Below are 13298 nucleotides of genomic sequence, written 5' to 3'. Positions count from 1 at the left end.
GTGATGTCCGACCCGCGCTCCGTCGAGGCGTTGATCGACCGGCTCGGTACCGGGCTGGTGCCGGTGCGGCGTCTGTTGCCGGCATGGTTGCGCACCGCTGGCTGGCTGCTGCTGGTGGCGGCATTCGCGGTGGTGCTGCTCATGCATTACGGCGCGCAGCCGATGCTGCGGCGCTGGGCCGCCACGCCGGATCTGGCCTGGGCCGGCATCGGTGCGGTGATCACTGCCGTGAGTGCGGCGTGGGCGGCGTTTGCGCTGGGTGTGCCGGGGCGAAACGCGGCCTGGGCGTGGCTGCCGCTGCCGGGCGCGCTGCTGTGGATCGGTGCCAGCGGTCTCGGTTGCCTGCGCACGTGGATCGCTCCGGGCACCGCGATCGCTGGCGCGCATCAGTCCGCCGATTGCCTGCTCTTCATCATCGGCTTTTCGATCCCGTTGTCAGCGCTGCTTGTCGTGCTGCTGCGCCGAGCCTGTCCGTTGCGACCGGTGCTCACCGCGGTGCTGATCGGCCTGGCCAGCGCGGCGGCCTCGGCCAGCCTGCTGGAGATCTGCCACGCGTTCGACTCTGCGGCCACCGATCTGCTGACGCATGCGCTGGCCGTGGCGGCGGTGGTGGCGCTCAACGCCGCGATGGGCGGGCGGCTGCTGTCGAAAGCCTGACCGGGCGCGGTTCTCGTGGGAGCGGCTTCAGCCGCGATGCTCTTGATCTGGCTCCATCAACCTCAAGAGGTCGCGGCTGAAGTCGCTCCCACGGATAGCGTTGTCAGTCGCGGAAATTGTCGAACTGCAGCGGCAGTTCGACGTCGGACTTGCGCAGCACGGCCATCGCCGCCTGCAAGTCGTCGCGCTTCTTGCCGGTGACGCGCAGCTTGTCGCCGTTGATCTGCGCCTCGATCTTGAGCTTGGCCGCCTTCAGTTCGGCCACCAGCTTCTTCGCGACCGGCTGCTCGATGCCCTGCTTGACGGTGACCTTCTGGCGCGAGCCGCCCAGGTTGGTTTCCGGATCGGCCACGTCCAGCGCGCGGATGTCGATCTTGCGCGCCACCAGCCGGGCACGCAGGATGTCCAGCATCTGCTGCAGCTGGAATTCGCTGGGCGCGGTCTGGGTGATCACGAAATCGTCCATGACGTATTTCGCGTCCACGCCCTTGAAGTCGAAACGAGTAGTCAGTTCACGATTGGCCTGGTCGACCGCGTTGGTCAATTCATGCTTGTCGACTTCGGAAATCACGTCAAAGGAAGGCATGGCGATGGCTCGTTGGAGACGGCAGTCCAGTGTAAGCGATGCGGCTGGGCGATAATGCGCGACCTGTGCGGCGCGAGGACGCGGATTCGTGAAAGTGGACGTATTGATCATCGGCGCCGGCGCGGCCGGGCTGATGTGCGCGATCGCCGCGGGCCAGCGCGGCCGCCGCGTGCTGGTGGTCGATCACGCCAACAAGGTCGGCAAGAAAATCCTGATGTCCGGCGGTGGGCGCTGCAATTTCACCAACACGGGCGCGACGCCCGCCAACTACCTGTCGGCCAATCCGCACTTCGCCAAGTCCGCGTTGGCGCGCTACACGCCGTGGGATTTCATCGCGCTGGTCGAGAAGCACCGCATCGCATACCACGAAAAAGAGCTTGGCCAGTTGTTCTGCGACGACTCCTCGAAACAGATCGTGCGCATGCTGCTGGACGAATGCGCTGAGGCCGGCGTCGTGGTGGAGGCGGGCTGCGGCGTGCAGCGCGTGCGCAGGACGCCGGAGGGTTTCAGCGTGCACACGACACGTGGCGAGGTGCATGCGCAGTCGCTGGTGGTCGCCAGCGGCGGCCTGTCGATTCCGAGCATGGGCGCCAGCGGTTTCGGTTACGAACTGGCGCGCCAGTTCGGCCACAACGTGTTGCCTACCCGCGCCGGGCTGGTGCCGTTGACGCTGAGTGGCAGGCACCAGGAGCATTACCAGGATCTCGCCGGCGTGGCCCTGCCCACGGTGGAATCGCAGGTGGGCAAGCAGTCGTTCCGTGCCGGGTTGCTGTTCACCCACCGCGGCATCAGCGGCCCGGCGATCCTGCAGATTTCGTCGTACTGGCAACCCGGTGACGACTTGCGCATCGATCTGCTGCCCGATCGGGACGTGGGCGAATGGTTGGCCGAACAGCGCGGCGCGCGACCGCAGGCCGAGCTGAAAACCGTGCTCGGCGATGTTCTGCCAAAGCGGCTGGCGCAACGGTTGTGCGAGCAATGGTTTGAAAGCCGACCGATGCGCCAGTATCGCGATGCCGAGCTGAGGGAAGTGGGCGCCGCGCTCAACACGTGGCCGATCACGGCCAGCGGCACCGAGGGCTATCGCACGGCCGAAGTCACCCTGGGCGGCGTCGACACCGACGGACTGTCCTCCAGTACGATGCAATCGAAACTCGTGCCGGGCCTGCACTTCATCGGCGAGGTTGTCGACGTCACCGGCTGGCTGGGCGGCTACAACTTCCAGTGGGCGTGGGCATCGGGGCAGGCGGCGGGCGCGGTGGCTTAGGTTTCGGTTGCGACGCACAGAGCGAGCGGCTGTTGGGCATGCTGATCTCGGGAGCGGTGCCATGAAATGCCTGATGCGTCCGGGAGCCGGACTGCTGCTGACTTTGCTGCTGATCGCGTGCGTGCCCGTTCGCGATGCCGGCGGCATGGAGGTCCTCTCCATGTCCAGGCACATCGATTCCCGACAGCCGGACCACGACATCTGCAGTTCGCTCGTCCTGACCAGGGCCAACGTGATCACCTACTTCACGCTGGCCGGGAAAATGGACCCGGCCACATTCCACGATGAGGCGATGATTCTCCCGTGCAGCTATGAAGGATCCATCGACATCTCGGGCCATCGCTATCAATGGCAGATATTTGCCGGCGGAGCCGCATACCTTTACGACGGCGCTGGAGTGAACGCGCGCTATCTGTGCAGGGGAAAATGTCTGGATGCATTGCCTGACCTGCGCTAGCGAGGCTTCGCGATTCCTGAACGCCCCGCGTGTTTGACTGCACGCCGGATCATCACGAGGTACTCGCATGAAAGTCGGATTCATCGGTCTCGGCGCGATGGGCAGTGCGATGGCCAGCAACCTGCTTGCGGCCGGCCATGCCTTGACGGTATGGAACCGCTCCACGGCGGCGACCGAGCCATTGGCCTCACTGGGCGCCAAGGTGGCGCGCACAGCCGATCGTGCCGCGCAGGGCGAAGTGCTGTGCAGCATGCTGGCGAACGACCAGGCCGTGCGCGAGGTCATTCTCGACAGCGGATTGCTGGATGCGATGGATCGCGGCACCGTGCACGTCAATCACGCCACGATTTCGGTGGCGCTGGCGAAAGAACTGGCCGACGAACATGCGAAGCGCGAGCTGGAGTACGTGGCCGCGCCGGTGTTTGGACGGCCGGATATCGCGGCCGCGGGGAAGTTGAACATCCTCGCGGCCGGCAAACCAGCAGCGATCGAGAAAGTGCGGCCGCTGCTGGAGGCGATGGGCAGCAAGGTGTGGCCGCTGGGGGACGCACCGGAACGCGCGAACGTGGCGAAGATCGCCGGCAATTTCATGCTGGCCAGCGCGATCGAAAGCATGGCCGAGGCCACGGCTTTGACCCGTGCTTATGGCGTCAGCGCGGCGGACTTCCTCGAGGTGATGACGAACACATTGTTCGCGGCGCCGGCGTATCAGGGCTACGGCCGGCTGATTGCCGAGCAGCGCTTCAAGCCGGCTGGCTTTCCGTTGCCGCTGGGCTTCAAGGATGTCGGGCTGGCCCAGGCGGCGGCCGAATCGGCGCGGGTGCCGCTGCCGTTTGCCGGGGTGCTGCGCGACAGCCTGCTGGAGGCGCTGGCCGCCGGCGACGAAGAGCTGGACTGGTCGGCGCTGGCACTGGTGGCAGCGCGCCGGGCGCACCTGGACGAACGCGGATGATCGCCACCTGATCGTGCAGGTCCGCTCTGCCGGCTGTTAAGGCGTCCACTCCAGCGTGCCGTCGATCACGGTGTGACTGCGCCCGCCGACCCAGATGGCGCTGCCGTCGATATGCACGACCAGCCGTGCGTCATGCCCGATCTCGCGCCCCTGGCTGACCTGGTAGCCGCGCGCCAAGGCGCCGTGCGGTTCGGCGTGGGCGATATAGGCAGCGATCAGGCCGTTGGCTGCACCGGAGGCGGGGTCTTCGACGATGCCGACACCGGCCGGAAAAGCCCGCACCACGAGCTGGAAATCGCTATGGCTGCTGCGCGCGAACGCACAAAGGCCCATGCTTTCGCTGGCGTGCGCCAGCGCGCCGATCACGGCGTGATCGGGCTGCCATGCGCGCAGGCTGGCCTCGTCGGCGACTTCGGCCAGCCACCAGCGGCGGCCGCCGTCGACCAGCGCCGGTGGCAACGCGCCGAGCCCGATGCCGGCCAGCGAGGGCGCGAGCAAGCGGTGAGCAGCAAGGCCGGTGTCCAGCACGCGCTCCCCGGGTGATTGCAGCAACAGCTCGCGATTGGCGTCGCCGTGCTCGACCCGGATCGGCAACACGCCGGCGCCGCATTGCTGCCACAGCAGGCCATCATGTGGCTCGGCCAAGCCGCATTCGAGAGCCGCGTGCGCGCTGCCGATGCTCGGATGGCCGGCGAACGGGATTTCGTTGTGCGGGGTGAAAATGCGCACGCGGTAGCTTGCCTTGGGATCCGTCGGCGGCAGCAGGAACGTGGTTTCGACCAGCGCCGTCCAGCGCGCGAAGCGCTGCATCGCCTCTGCATTCCAGTCATCCGCACCGATCACCACGCCCAGGTGGTTGCCGCCGCCGAGAGTGGCGGCAAAGACGTCCAGATGCAGGTAGCGAAGCGAGGCCATGATGTCCGTCGGGCGGCGAATGACCGCGCAAAGCACCGAATGATAGCCCTGGGGCGATGTTCTGGGCATCCCCGGTCGACAAGAGGGTGTCGGATCGCCAAGATGACAGACTTTGCCGCTGCGGAATCGCCATGCCGATCACCCTGATCATCGTCGCCATCACGTGTCTGGTATCCGTCATCGCGTTCAAGAACAGCCGGCTGATGAACGACCTGATCCTGTGGCCGCCGGCGATCGCGCGGCAGCGCGAATACCATCGACTGGTGACCTACGGCCTGGTCCATGCGGACTTTTCCCATCTGCTGGTGAACATGCTCACCCTGTTCTTTTTCGGGCGGGCGATGGAAAGCTTCTTCACGGGAACGCTGGGCACGTTCGGCTTCGCGCTGTTCTATCTCGGCGGGCTGGTGATCTCGATACTTCCGACTTACCTGAAGAATCGCGGCAACCCGAACTATCGAAGCCTCGGCGCCTCCGGTGCGGTGTCGGCAGTGCTGTTCGCGTTCATCCTGCTGGCACCGTGGACGAAGATCTATGTCTTCTTTGCCTTGCCCGTCCCGGCGATCATCTATGCGCTGTTGTACACCGGCTATTCGATCTACATGGATCGGCGCGGTCAGGGCAATGTCAACCACAGCGCACATCTGTGGGGCGCGGCCTATGGCGTGATCTTCACCGTGCTGGTGGACCCCCGGGTGCTGCCGCACTTTCTCGACGCGCTGCTGCAGCCGGGTTTTCGATGAGCCATCGGCGGGTCGTCGCGGCATCCGTTTTGAGGTGCGGATGATGAACGGTTCTTGTGCGTGGCGTGTCTGTTCGCGTCCAAGGCGTGCATACTGACAACGGTTCCATCGACCACCGCAGGAGAACGAACGCATGGCTATGACCCGCAAGTCGGCTGCGAAGAAGTCCGCGGCAAAGAAAGCGACCGCCAAAAAGGCAGCCCCGAAGAAGACGTCTGCAAAGAAGGCATCGGCGCGCAGTGCCGCCAAGGCCGCGCCACGCAAGACGGCCGCAAAGAAAGTCGCCGCCCGAAAGTCGGCGACGAAGAAACCCGCCGCGCGCAAGGCCGCGGTCAAGAAGGCTGCAGCGAAAAAGCCCGCCGTGAAAAAGACTGCGGCGAAGAAAGTGGCCGCGAAGAAGAGTGCCAGGAAGGCCCCGGTTGCGAAGAAGGCCGCTCCGAAAAAGGTCGTGGCGAAGAAGGTTGCCGTGAAAAAGGCGGCGGCAAAGAAGGTGGCGAAGCCGATCGCAGCCACGCGACGTCCGGCTGCCGGGCAGGCGGCCAGCAAGCCGTCGATGAAGGTTGCCGCGAAACCCCGCTCGCCGTCGAAACCCGCTTCGGCTGCCGGCAAGCCGGCCACCCGCAAGCGCGCGACCGTGGAAGCGCCGATTCACCACATCAGCCAGGAAGACGCCGTCGCGAAGATCCAGGCGCTGCTCGAAGCCAAGCAAGAGCGCGTGCGGCAAGGCCCCAGCTGGCCGGACGCCAATCCCGCACAGCCCGGTACCCATGCTGCCGAATTGCATCCGCCGATGGCGGCCGAGACGGGTGGCGAAGGTGGCGATGGCCGCGTGCTGGCGCCCCAGCGTGGCGAACAGAGCAAGCGCAGGGCCTGATCGCGGACACATGGCTGGCGGGTAAACGTCGGCGTGGCAAGCGCCGACAGCTCAGTACGCGTTCAAACACCGCGCTTTACCGTGGTGCCGTCATTTCCTGTGGAGACGGATCATGAAACGCCTGCTGGCCAGTCTCGCCCTGATCGTCGCCGCAACGACGCTTTCGGGCTGTTATTACGATCCGGGCTACAGCTATGTGCGCGGCTCCGGTTACAGCGGCGACGCCTATTACGGGCGTGGCGGCAGCGACTACGTCGTCGAGCCCGGCTACTACGATGGTTATTACGGCAGCGGCTATGACGGCGGCTACGGTTATGCGCCCGGCGTGAGCGTGTGGTACAGCGACTCGCACTATCGCCGCGACGGTGATCGAGGCTACCGCGGTCATCGGGACTATCGCGGCCATGAAGGCCATTGGCGCGGTCGTGGCGATGCCGGCGGACACCGCCAGGAGCAGGGCGGCGACTACCGAGGCCATCAGGAACGCGGCAATGGCCGGCCCTCGTCGGACGATCGTGGTCACGACAGGACGCACGGCGGCGATCGCCGTGGACGTGGTGGCGATCGCGATCATCGTCGCGATCAGGATTAGCTGACGCTTCAGGCACAATCGCGGCATGTCCCGAGGTCAGTCCAGGCCGTTCCGCATCGCGTTCCCACGGCTCATCGCCATCATGGCGATGGGCCTTTTGCTGGGTGCCTGCAGCAGCCTGCGTTACTACGCGCAGGCGGCGCACGGTCAAGGCCGCCTGATCGTTCATCAACGCAAGATAAGCAGGCTGGTACGCGATCCGGCCACCGATCCACAACTTGCCGCGCGCCTGCAACTGGCGCAGCAGGCACGCCGGTTTGCCTCGCAGCGGCTGGGTTTGCCGGACAACCGCAGCTACACGGGTTACGTCGCGCTGGATCGCCCGTACGTGGTGTGGAACGTGTTCGCCACACCGCGATTCTCGGTGCACGCCGTGCCGCAGTGTTTTCCGATCGCCGGTTGCGTCGCCTATCGCGGCTGGTTCAAGAAAGCCGATGCGAAGGCGGATGCGGCGCGGCTGCAGGCACGCGGCGACGATGTATGGGTCGGCGGCGTGCCGGCGTATTCCACGCTCGGCTGGTTTGCCGATCCGATCCTGTCGAGCATGCTGCGCTGGGATGACGACGAACTGGACAGCACCATCTTCCACGAACTGGCGCATCAGCTGATCTACGTGAAGGGCGACACCGCATTCAACGAATCCTTCGCCACCTTCGTGCAGACCGAGGGGTTGCGCGAGTGGCGCCAGTTGCGCAACCTGCCACCGCATGAGCCCACACGCGCGATGGATGACGGGTTCACCAGGCTGGTGCTGGACCTGCGCGCGCGCCTGAAAGCGCTGTATGCCAGTGCGGTCGACGAGGCGGCGATGGCCGCCGGCAAGCAGCGCGAGATCGCGGCGTTCCGTCGGCGCTACGCACAGTGGCGCGGGCGCGACTGGCCCGGCAATCACCGCTATGACAGCTGGGTGGCGCAGCCCATCAACAATGCGCGACTGTTGCCGTTCGGCCTGTACGACCAGTGGACGTCGGCATTCGCCGTGCTGTTCCGGCGCGCCGAGAGCCACTGGCCGGCGTTCTACGCCAGCGTGCGGACACTGGCTGGCATGCCCAAGTCGCAACGCGAGCAGGCGCTGCAGGCACTGCGTTCATCCGGGTCGTGAACGCGTTCGCCGGGCTTGCCACGGCTATTCACGGCCCGGCTTTTCGTCCTGCCATGTGCCGCAGATAGGCCAACATGGCGTCGAGGTCGGCGTCGGACAGGGCTTGCCGGTCGAATCCAGGCATCTTTGCCTGCGGCCAGCGGTGCAGCGATTGCGGGTTGCGGATGAAGGCGCGCAGCAGGTCGGCGGGCAGATATTCGGTGGGATTGTGCGGGATGTTCAGGTCGGGGCCGAGCTTCGCGTTGCCCTGGCCGTTGAGCGTGTGACAAGCCAGGCAGGTGCGCTGGAATACCGCAAAGCCCCGCCGCACTTCGCTGTCCGGCGGAAGTGACGGATCGGGCCGGGTCGCCGGGAAACGGTCGGTCACGCTGTCGAGCTTGCTGATGGTTGCCAGTTGGTATGGCCATTGTTCGGGGTTGACGCCGGCGGCCTGCGGTTGGGTCCAGACGACATAGAACGGGCCGGCGCTGCCATGGTTCTCCGGCAACGCGGGCCAGGGCCGGGCCGGATCCTCGATCGCCAGCCACGCTTCGCTGCCACGCCCGTTCAGGATCAACGCACCCGGGATTTCGGCCGAAAAACCGTCATTGCCCACGAACTGCAGGTGGTCCGCGGGTCCGGTCTCCCTCAACAATGCTGCCAGCGGGATAGCGCGGTAATGCATGGCACGATGGAAGGCGACGTCGGCAGGTACGCTGATCGTACGCACGTCGTCGCGCTCCAGCAGGGCGTCGGTGCGGTAGGTGAAGACACCGTGGCCCTGATCGATTTTCAGCTCGGCGGCGTGCGCCAGCCACGGAAGGCAGAGCAGCGACATGCACAAGCGGCGCAGCAGATTCACGATGCAACTCCGGTCAAGGTGAGAATGGAAAGGGCTCAATAACCTTCGCGAATGGCGTCGCAGCCTGTCGGCAGGCTGAACGCGGGTCGCAGTACACGTTGAACTCACAACGATACGTCCACACTAACCACTTGCATCGCCGTGATGGCGACCAGAGGTGGCGTCGTTTTTTCATGCCACCGAGGGGCCGGTCTTTCCTCCCCTGGAGGCCGCCTGACAAACCCCATCAGTCCTCCCCTGGCTGGTGGGGTTTATTTTGCCTGAAGCCGGGACGGGCCTTTCGGGATGGCCGCGCGGATAATGCACCGCTCGTACAAGCCCTCCCACATGAGCCACCCATGATCATCGACTCGCTGCTCGATACCGACCTGTACAAATTCTCGATGATGCAGGTGGTCTTGCACCAGTATCCGGCGGCGCAGGTCGAATATCGCTTCAAGTGCCGCAATCCGGGCATCGACCTGGTGCCATATATCGATGAGATCCGCGCCGAGTTGAAGGCGCTCTGCCAGTTGCGCTTCACGCCCGATGAACTCGACTACCTGCGCACGTGGCGCTTCATCAAGAGCGACTTCGTCGATTTCCTGGCGCTGTTTCAGCTCAACGAGAAGTATGTGGCGATTTCGCCATCGGTGGCCGCCAATGGCGAGATCGATATCCGCATCCGCGGCCCGTGGCTGCACACGATCCTGTTCGAAGTGCCGTTGCTCGCGATCGTCAACGAAGTGTATTTCCGGCACGTCGGCGCCGGGCTCGATTTCGCCGAAGGCCGCCGGCGGCTGCTGGCGAAAATCGCGCTGCTGCGCGACACGGCCGATTACGGCGGTTGCAGGATCGCCGACTACGGGACGCGCCGACGCTATTCGCGGGTGTGGCAGGAAGAAGTGGTGACCACGTTGCGCGACGGGCTCGGCGCGCAACTGGCTGGCACCAGCAACGTGTGGCTGGCCCGAAAGCTCAACCTCACCCCGTTGGGTACGCTGGCGCACGAATACCTGCAGGCACACCAGGCGCTGGGCCCGAGGTTGCGCGACTCGCAGGTGGCGGCGCTGGAAGCCTGGGCGAAGGAGTACCGCGGCGACCTGGGCATTGCGTTGTCGGATGTCTACGGGCTCAACGCGTTTCTGCGCGATTTCGACATGTACTTCTGCAAGCTGTTCGACGGCACCCGTCACGACTCCGGCGATCCGTTCGAGTGGGGCGAGAAGGTGCTGGCGCACTACTGCGCGAACCGCGTCGACCCGCTCAACAAGGTACTGGTGTTCAGCGACGGCCTCGACATCCCCAAGGTGATGCAGCTGTATGCGCATTTCCGTGGTCGCTGCCAGATCGCGTTCGGCGTCGGCACCAACCTCACCAACGACGTGGGGCCGACGCCGCTCAACATCGTGATCAAGATGATTCGCTGCAACGGCCAGCCGGTGGCCAAGCTGAGCGACTCGCCGGGCAAGAACATGTGCGAGGACGAGGCGTACGTGGCCTATCTGCGCCAGGTGTTCGAGATTCCCGCGTCGCAGGGGTGAAAGCCCCCTGCGCGCATGCGGAATGGCTTGTCAGAATGCCGGCAGCACGGCGCCGTGGTACTTCTTTTCGATGAACGCCCGGATCTCCGGGCTGGTCAGCGCCTTGGCCAGTTTCTGCACGCGCGGGTCGTGCTGGTTGTCGGGGCGGCCGACCAGGTAGTTCACGTAAGGCGAATCCTTGTCCTCGATCAGCAGCGCGTCCCGGGTCGGGTTGAGGCCCGCGGCCAGCGCGTAGTTGGTGTTGATCAGGGACAGGTCCACTTCGTCCAGCGTACGCGGCAGCATGGCCGCTTCCAGCTCGCGGAATTTCAGGTGCTTCGGGTTCGCGGTGATGTCCTTCAGCGTGGACGTCTGGTCGTTCGGATCCTTCAGCGTGATCAGGCCATGCCTGGCCAGCAACAGCAGCGCGCGGCTGTTGTTGCTGGGGTCGTTCGGGATCGTGACGCTGGCGCCGTCCGGCAACTGGTCGATGCTCTTGTACTTTCTCGAATATGCCCCGAACGGCTCGATGTGCACGCCGGTGATGATGGTCAGGTGCGTGCCGCGCTGGCGATTGAACGCATCCAGGTAGGGCTTGGTCTGGAAGTAGTTCAGATCGATGTTCTTCTCGGCCACTTGGGTATTCGGCTGCACGTAGTCGGCGAATACCTTGACCTGCAAGTCCACGCCTTCCTTCGCCAGCAGTGGCTTCACCTGCTTGAGGATCTCGGCGTGGGGTACCGCGGTGGCGGCCACGGTGAGGACGTTGTCGTCCTGCTTGCCGGAACCACCGGAGCAGCCGGCGAGCATCGGCAGGGTCAGGGCGACGGCAAGGACGGCAAGGACGGCAAGGACGGCAAGCAGCTTTCTCATGGCAGATTCACTTGTGCGGCGCACAATAATAAGCCGTCTATACTGCCAAACGCAAACGTGGATCAGCATGGCAACGCATCAGGACTTCGGCGACGCATAGCCGGCCAGCAGGAGTAGGGCCAGGATGGCGGCGACGGTGGCGAGCAGCAATCTCATGGCGGCGATTCTCATGGGCGGTCAACGAAACTAGACCGCCCATGCCGCCAGACCCAAATAACCAGATCAGCGTTGCTTATAACGCGTCACGATGTGGTCGCCGATCATCTGCAGCAACTGCACCAGCACGATCAACAGCACCACGGTGACCAGCATGTAGTCGGACTTGTAGCTGAGATAACCGTAGCGGTAGGCCAGGTCGCCGAGGCCGCCTGAGCCGATCGCGCCGCCCATCGCGGTATAGCCGACCAGGGCGATCGCGGTGACCGTGATGCCGGCGAACAGGCCGCCACGCGCTTCGGGCAGCAAGACGTGGCGCACGATCTGCCACAGGCTGGCACCCATCGCCTGGCTGGCCTCGATCACGCCCTGCTGCACCTCGCGCAGCGCGGTCTCCACCAACCGTGCGAAGAACGGCGCCGCACCGATCACCAGCGGCGGGATCGCGCCGCGGATGCCCAGCTTGGTGCCCACCAGGGCATAGGTGACCGGCATCAGCACGATCATCAGGATGATGAACGGCACCGAGCGCAGGATGTTCACCAGCAGCGAGGCGATCGCATAGAGCTTCGGCATCGGCCGCAGCTGACCCTTGCCGGTGAGGTACAGCAGCACGCCCAGCGGCAGGCCGATCAGCACGGTGAGCGCCAGCGAGCCGCCCAGCATCAGCAGGGTGTCGATGCAGGCGCGGCCGATCTCGCTCCAGTCGTCGATGTTCGGAAAGAGTTTCTGCAGCGGGTTCATCGGCGCAACTCCTCGATTTCGATGCCGGCCTCGCGCAGCGCGGCGAGTGCGGCGTCCACCCGTTCGCCCTGCATCGCCAGGGTGAGCTGGCCATAGGGCAGGTCCTTGATGCGGTCGATGCGGCCGGCGAGGATGTTGAACTCGACTCCGGTCTCGCGCGCCACGCGGCCGAGTGCCGGCGTCAGCGTGGTGTCGCCGCGGAAGCTCAGGCGCAGGATGCGTCCGGGCACCCGCACGAATGGCGCCAGCTCGCTGGCTGCTTCTTCCGGCAGCGCCTCGTTGACGAAGCGCTTGGTGGTGGGATGCTGCGGATGCAGGAATACGTCGGCGACCGCGCCGCGCTCCACGATCGCGCCGGCGTCGAGCACCGCCACGCGATCGCACACGCGGCGCACCACGTCCATCTCGTGGGTGATCAGCACGATGGTGAGTTTCAGCTCGCGGTTGATCTCGGCCAGCAGCTCCAGCACCGAGGCGGTGGTCTGCGGGTCGAGCGCACTGGTGGCCTCGTCGCACAGCAGGATCGACGGCCGGTTGGCCAGCGCGCGGGCGATGCCGACGCGCTGCTTCTGCCCGCCGGAAAGCTGCGACGGGTACTTGTCGGCGTGCGCGGTCAGACCCACTCGCGCCAGCAGCTCGTCGACGCGTGCGCGCAATGCATGGGCATCGCGTTCGCCGGCCAGTCGCAGCGGGAATGCCACATTGTCCGCCACCGTCTGCGAGGCGAGCAGGTTGAAGTGCTGGAAGATCATGCCGATCTGGCGCCGTTGCGCGCGCAACGCCGGTTCGGCCAGCGCGGTCATCTCGGTGTCGCCGACGAAGATGTGCCCGCCGCTGGGTCGTTCGAGCAGGTTGATCAGCCGTATAAGCGTCGATTTGCCGGCTCCGGACAGGCCGATGATGCCGAACACCTCGCCATCGGCGATGTCGAGACTGAACGGCTGCAGCGCGGGAATGTCCTTGCCGTCGACGCGGTAGGACTTGTGGACATCGACGAAGCGGATCACGACGGAGCCTGGCTTGCGGGTGGTGGGCCA

The 13298-nt window shown here is 65.3% G+C and carries 15 protein-coding genes; 9 read left to right on the top strand and 6 right to left on the bottom strand.

Translation table 11 applies throughout. The features are described 5' to 3' along the window. Nucleotides 1-3 precede the first annotated feature (3 nt). Nucleotides 4-657, top strand: coding sequence for an NrsF family protein (locus tag CIW53_RS05785; protein ID WP_149364170.1), 654 nt, complete (start codon nucleotides 4-6; stop codon nucleotides 655-657). 103 nt (nucleotides 658-760) lie between these two features. Here the strand turns inward: CIW53_RS05785 and CIW53_RS05780 are convergent, their stop codons facing one another. Then, nucleotides 761-1243, bottom strand: coding sequence for a YajQ family cyclic di-GMP-binding protein (locus tag CIW53_RS05780; RefSeq protein WP_149363737.1), 483 nt, complete (start codon nucleotides 1241-1243; stop codon nucleotides 761-763). An 88-nt stretch (nucleotides 1244-1331) separates the two neighbouring features. Here CIW53_RS05780 and CIW53_RS05775 point away from each other — a divergent pair, with 88 nt between their 5' ends. The 3 genes from CIW53_RS05775 to CIW53_RS05765 all read left to right on the top strand — a co-directional run bounded on the left by CIW53_RS05775 (nucleotide 1332) and on the right by CIW53_RS05765 (nucleotide 3919). Beyond that, entirely contained in the window at nucleotides 1332-2510 is a 1179-nt protein-coding gene (locus CIW53_RS05775; RefSeq protein WP_149363736.1) for an NAD(P)/FAD-dependent oxidoreductase, read from the top strand. A 61-nt stretch (nucleotides 2511-2571) separates the two neighbouring features. After that, nucleotides 2572-2967, top strand: a complete 396-nt coding sequence (locus CIW53_RS05770) for a hypothetical protein (RefSeq protein WP_149363735.1) — start codon at nucleotides 2572-2574, stop codon at nucleotides 2965-2967. 67 nt (nucleotides 2968-3034) lie between these two features. Beyond that, entirely contained in the window at nucleotides 3035-3919 is an 885-nt protein-coding gene (locus CIW53_RS05765; RefSeq protein ID WP_149363734.1) for an NAD(P)-dependent oxidoreductase, read from the top strand. Nucleotides 3920-3955: 36 nt separating this feature from the next. Here CIW53_RS05765 and CIW53_RS05760 read toward each other — a convergent pair whose 3' ends face one another. After that, a complete protein-coding gene (locus CIW53_RS05760; protein ID WP_149363733.1) occupies nucleotides 3956-4834 on the bottom strand; it encodes a PhzF family phenazine biosynthesis protein in 879 nt (292 codons plus the stop codon). A gap of 131 nt (nucleotides 4835-4965) precedes the next feature. Here CIW53_RS05760 and CIW53_RS05755 point away from each other — a divergent pair, with 131 nt between their 5' ends. The 4 genes from CIW53_RS05755 (at nucleotide 4966) to CIW53_RS05740 (ending at nucleotide 8145) form a co-directional block, all read left to right on the top strand. After that, entirely contained in the window at nucleotides 4966-5577 is a 612-nt protein-coding gene (locus CIW53_RS05755; RefSeq protein WP_149363732.1) for a rhomboid family intramembrane serine protease, read from the top strand. Between the two features lie 133 nt (nucleotides 5578-5710). After that, nucleotides 5711-6451: a histone H1-like repetitive region-containing protein gene (locus CIW53_RS05750; RefSeq protein ID WP_149363731.1), complete on the top strand. Its 741-nt coding sequence runs from the start codon at nucleotides 5711-5713 to the stop codon at nucleotides 6449-6451. Between the two features lie 112 nt (nucleotides 6452-6563). Beyond that, entirely contained in the window at nucleotides 6564-7043 is a 480-nt protein-coding gene (locus CIW53_RS05745; RefSeq protein ID WP_242451785.1) for a hypothetical protein, read from the top strand. Between the two features lie 88 nt (nucleotides 7044-7131). Next, complete coding sequence (locus CIW53_RS05740; RefSeq protein ID WP_149364169.1) at nucleotides 7132-8145, top strand: aminopeptidase; 1014 nt, start codon at nucleotides 7132-7134, stop codon at nucleotides 8143-8145. A 28-nt stretch (nucleotides 8146-8173) separates the two neighbouring features. Here the strand turns inward: CIW53_RS05740 and CIW53_RS05735 are convergent, their stop codons facing one another. After that, nucleotides 8174-8986: a cytochrome c gene (locus CIW53_RS05735; protein ID WP_242451784.1), complete on the bottom strand. Its 813-nt coding sequence runs from the start codon at nucleotides 8984-8986 to the stop codon at nucleotides 8174-8176. A gap of 338 nt (nucleotides 8987-9324) precedes the next feature. Between CIW53_RS05735 and pncB the strand changes: the two genes are divergently transcribed. Continuing rightward, nucleotides 9325-10509 (top strand): nicotinate phosphoribosyltransferase, encoded by a 1185-nt coding sequence (gene pncB / locus CIW53_RS05730; protein ID WP_149363730.1) that lies wholly within the window; start codon nucleotides 9325-9327, stop codon nucleotides 10507-10509. A 30-nt stretch (nucleotides 10510-10539) separates the two neighbouring features. Here pncB and CIW53_RS05725 read toward each other — a convergent pair whose 3' ends face one another. From CIW53_RS05725 to CIW53_RS05715, 3 genes are all read right to left on the bottom strand, one after another. After that, nucleotides 10540-11361: a MetQ/NlpA family ABC transporter substrate-binding protein gene (locus CIW53_RS05725; protein ID WP_149363729.1), complete on the bottom strand. Its 822-nt coding sequence runs from the start codon at nucleotides 11359-11361 to the stop codon at nucleotides 10540-10542. A 222-nt stretch (nucleotides 11362-11583) separates the two neighbouring features. Continuing rightward, nucleotides 11584-12261 (bottom strand): methionine ABC transporter permease, encoded by a 678-nt coding sequence (locus tag CIW53_RS05720; RefSeq protein WP_149363728.1) that lies wholly within the window; start codon nucleotides 12259-12261, stop codon nucleotides 11584-11586. Then, entirely contained in the window at nucleotides 12258-13268 is a 1011-nt protein-coding gene (locus CIW53_RS05715; protein WP_149363727.1) for a methionine ABC transporter ATP-binding protein, read from the bottom strand. The genes CIW53_RS05720 and CIW53_RS05715 overlap by 4 nt, the downstream gene beginning before the upstream one ends. Nucleotides 13269-13298 lie beyond the last annotated feature (30 nt).

The sequence above is a fragment of the Rhodanobacter sp. T12-5 genome (genome assembly GCF_008329435.1).
Taxonomy (GTDB): Bacteria; Pseudomonadota; Gammaproteobacteria; order Xanthomonadales; family Rhodanobacteraceae; genus Rhodanobacter.
Note: the sequence above shows the minus strand (reverse complement) of the source record. Positions and strands in the feature narration are given on the sequence as shown.

Bases quoted from the DNA above. Each gene is read 5' to 3' on its own strand.
- CIW53_RS05785 (WP_149364170.1), top strand. From the start codon at position 4: ATGTCCGACCCGCGCTCCGTCGAGGCGTTGATCGACCGGCTCGGTACC.
- CIW53_RS05780 (WP_149363737.1), bottom strand. From the start codon at position 1,243: ATGCCTTCCTTTGACGTGATTTCCGAAGTCGACAAGCATGAATTGACC.
- CIW53_RS05770 (WP_149363735.1), top strand. From the start codon at position 2,572: ATGAAATGCCTGATGCGTCCGGGAGCCGGACTGCTGCTGACTTTGCTG.
- CIW53_RS05765 (WP_149363734.1), top strand. From the start codon at position 3,035: ATGAAAGTCGGATTCATCGGTCTCGGCGCGATGGGCAGTGCGATGGCC.
- CIW53_RS05760 (WP_149363733.1), bottom strand. From the start codon at position 4,834: ATGGCCTCGCTTCGCTACCTGCATCTGGACGTCTTTGCCGCCACTCTC.
- CIW53_RS05755 (WP_149363732.1), top strand. From the start codon at position 4,966: ATGCCGATCACCCTGATCATCGTCGCCATCACGTGTCTGGTATCCGTC.
- CIW53_RS05750 (WP_149363731.1), top strand. From the start codon at position 5,711: ATGGCTATGACCCGCAAGTCGGCTGCGAAGAAGTCCGCGGCAAAGAAA.
- CIW53_RS05745 (WP_242451785.1), top strand. From the start codon at position 6,564: ATGAAACGCCTGCTGGCCAGTCTCGCCCTGATCGTCGCCGCAACGACG.
- CIW53_RS05740 (WP_149364169.1), top strand. From the start codon at position 7,132: ATGGGCCTTTTGCTGGGTGCCTGCAGCAGCCTGCGTTACTACGCGCAG.
- pncB (WP_149363730.1), top strand. From the start codon at position 9,325: ATGATCATCGACTCGCTGCTCGATACCGACCTGTACAAATTCTCGATG.
- CIW53_RS05725 (WP_149363729.1), bottom strand. From the start codon at position 11,361: ATGAGAAAGCTGCTTGCCGTCCTTGCCGTCCTTGCCGTCCTTGCCGTC.
- CIW53_RS05720 (WP_149363728.1), bottom strand. From the start codon at position 12,261: ATGAACCCGCTGCAGAAACTCTTTCCGAACATCGACGACTGGAGCGAG.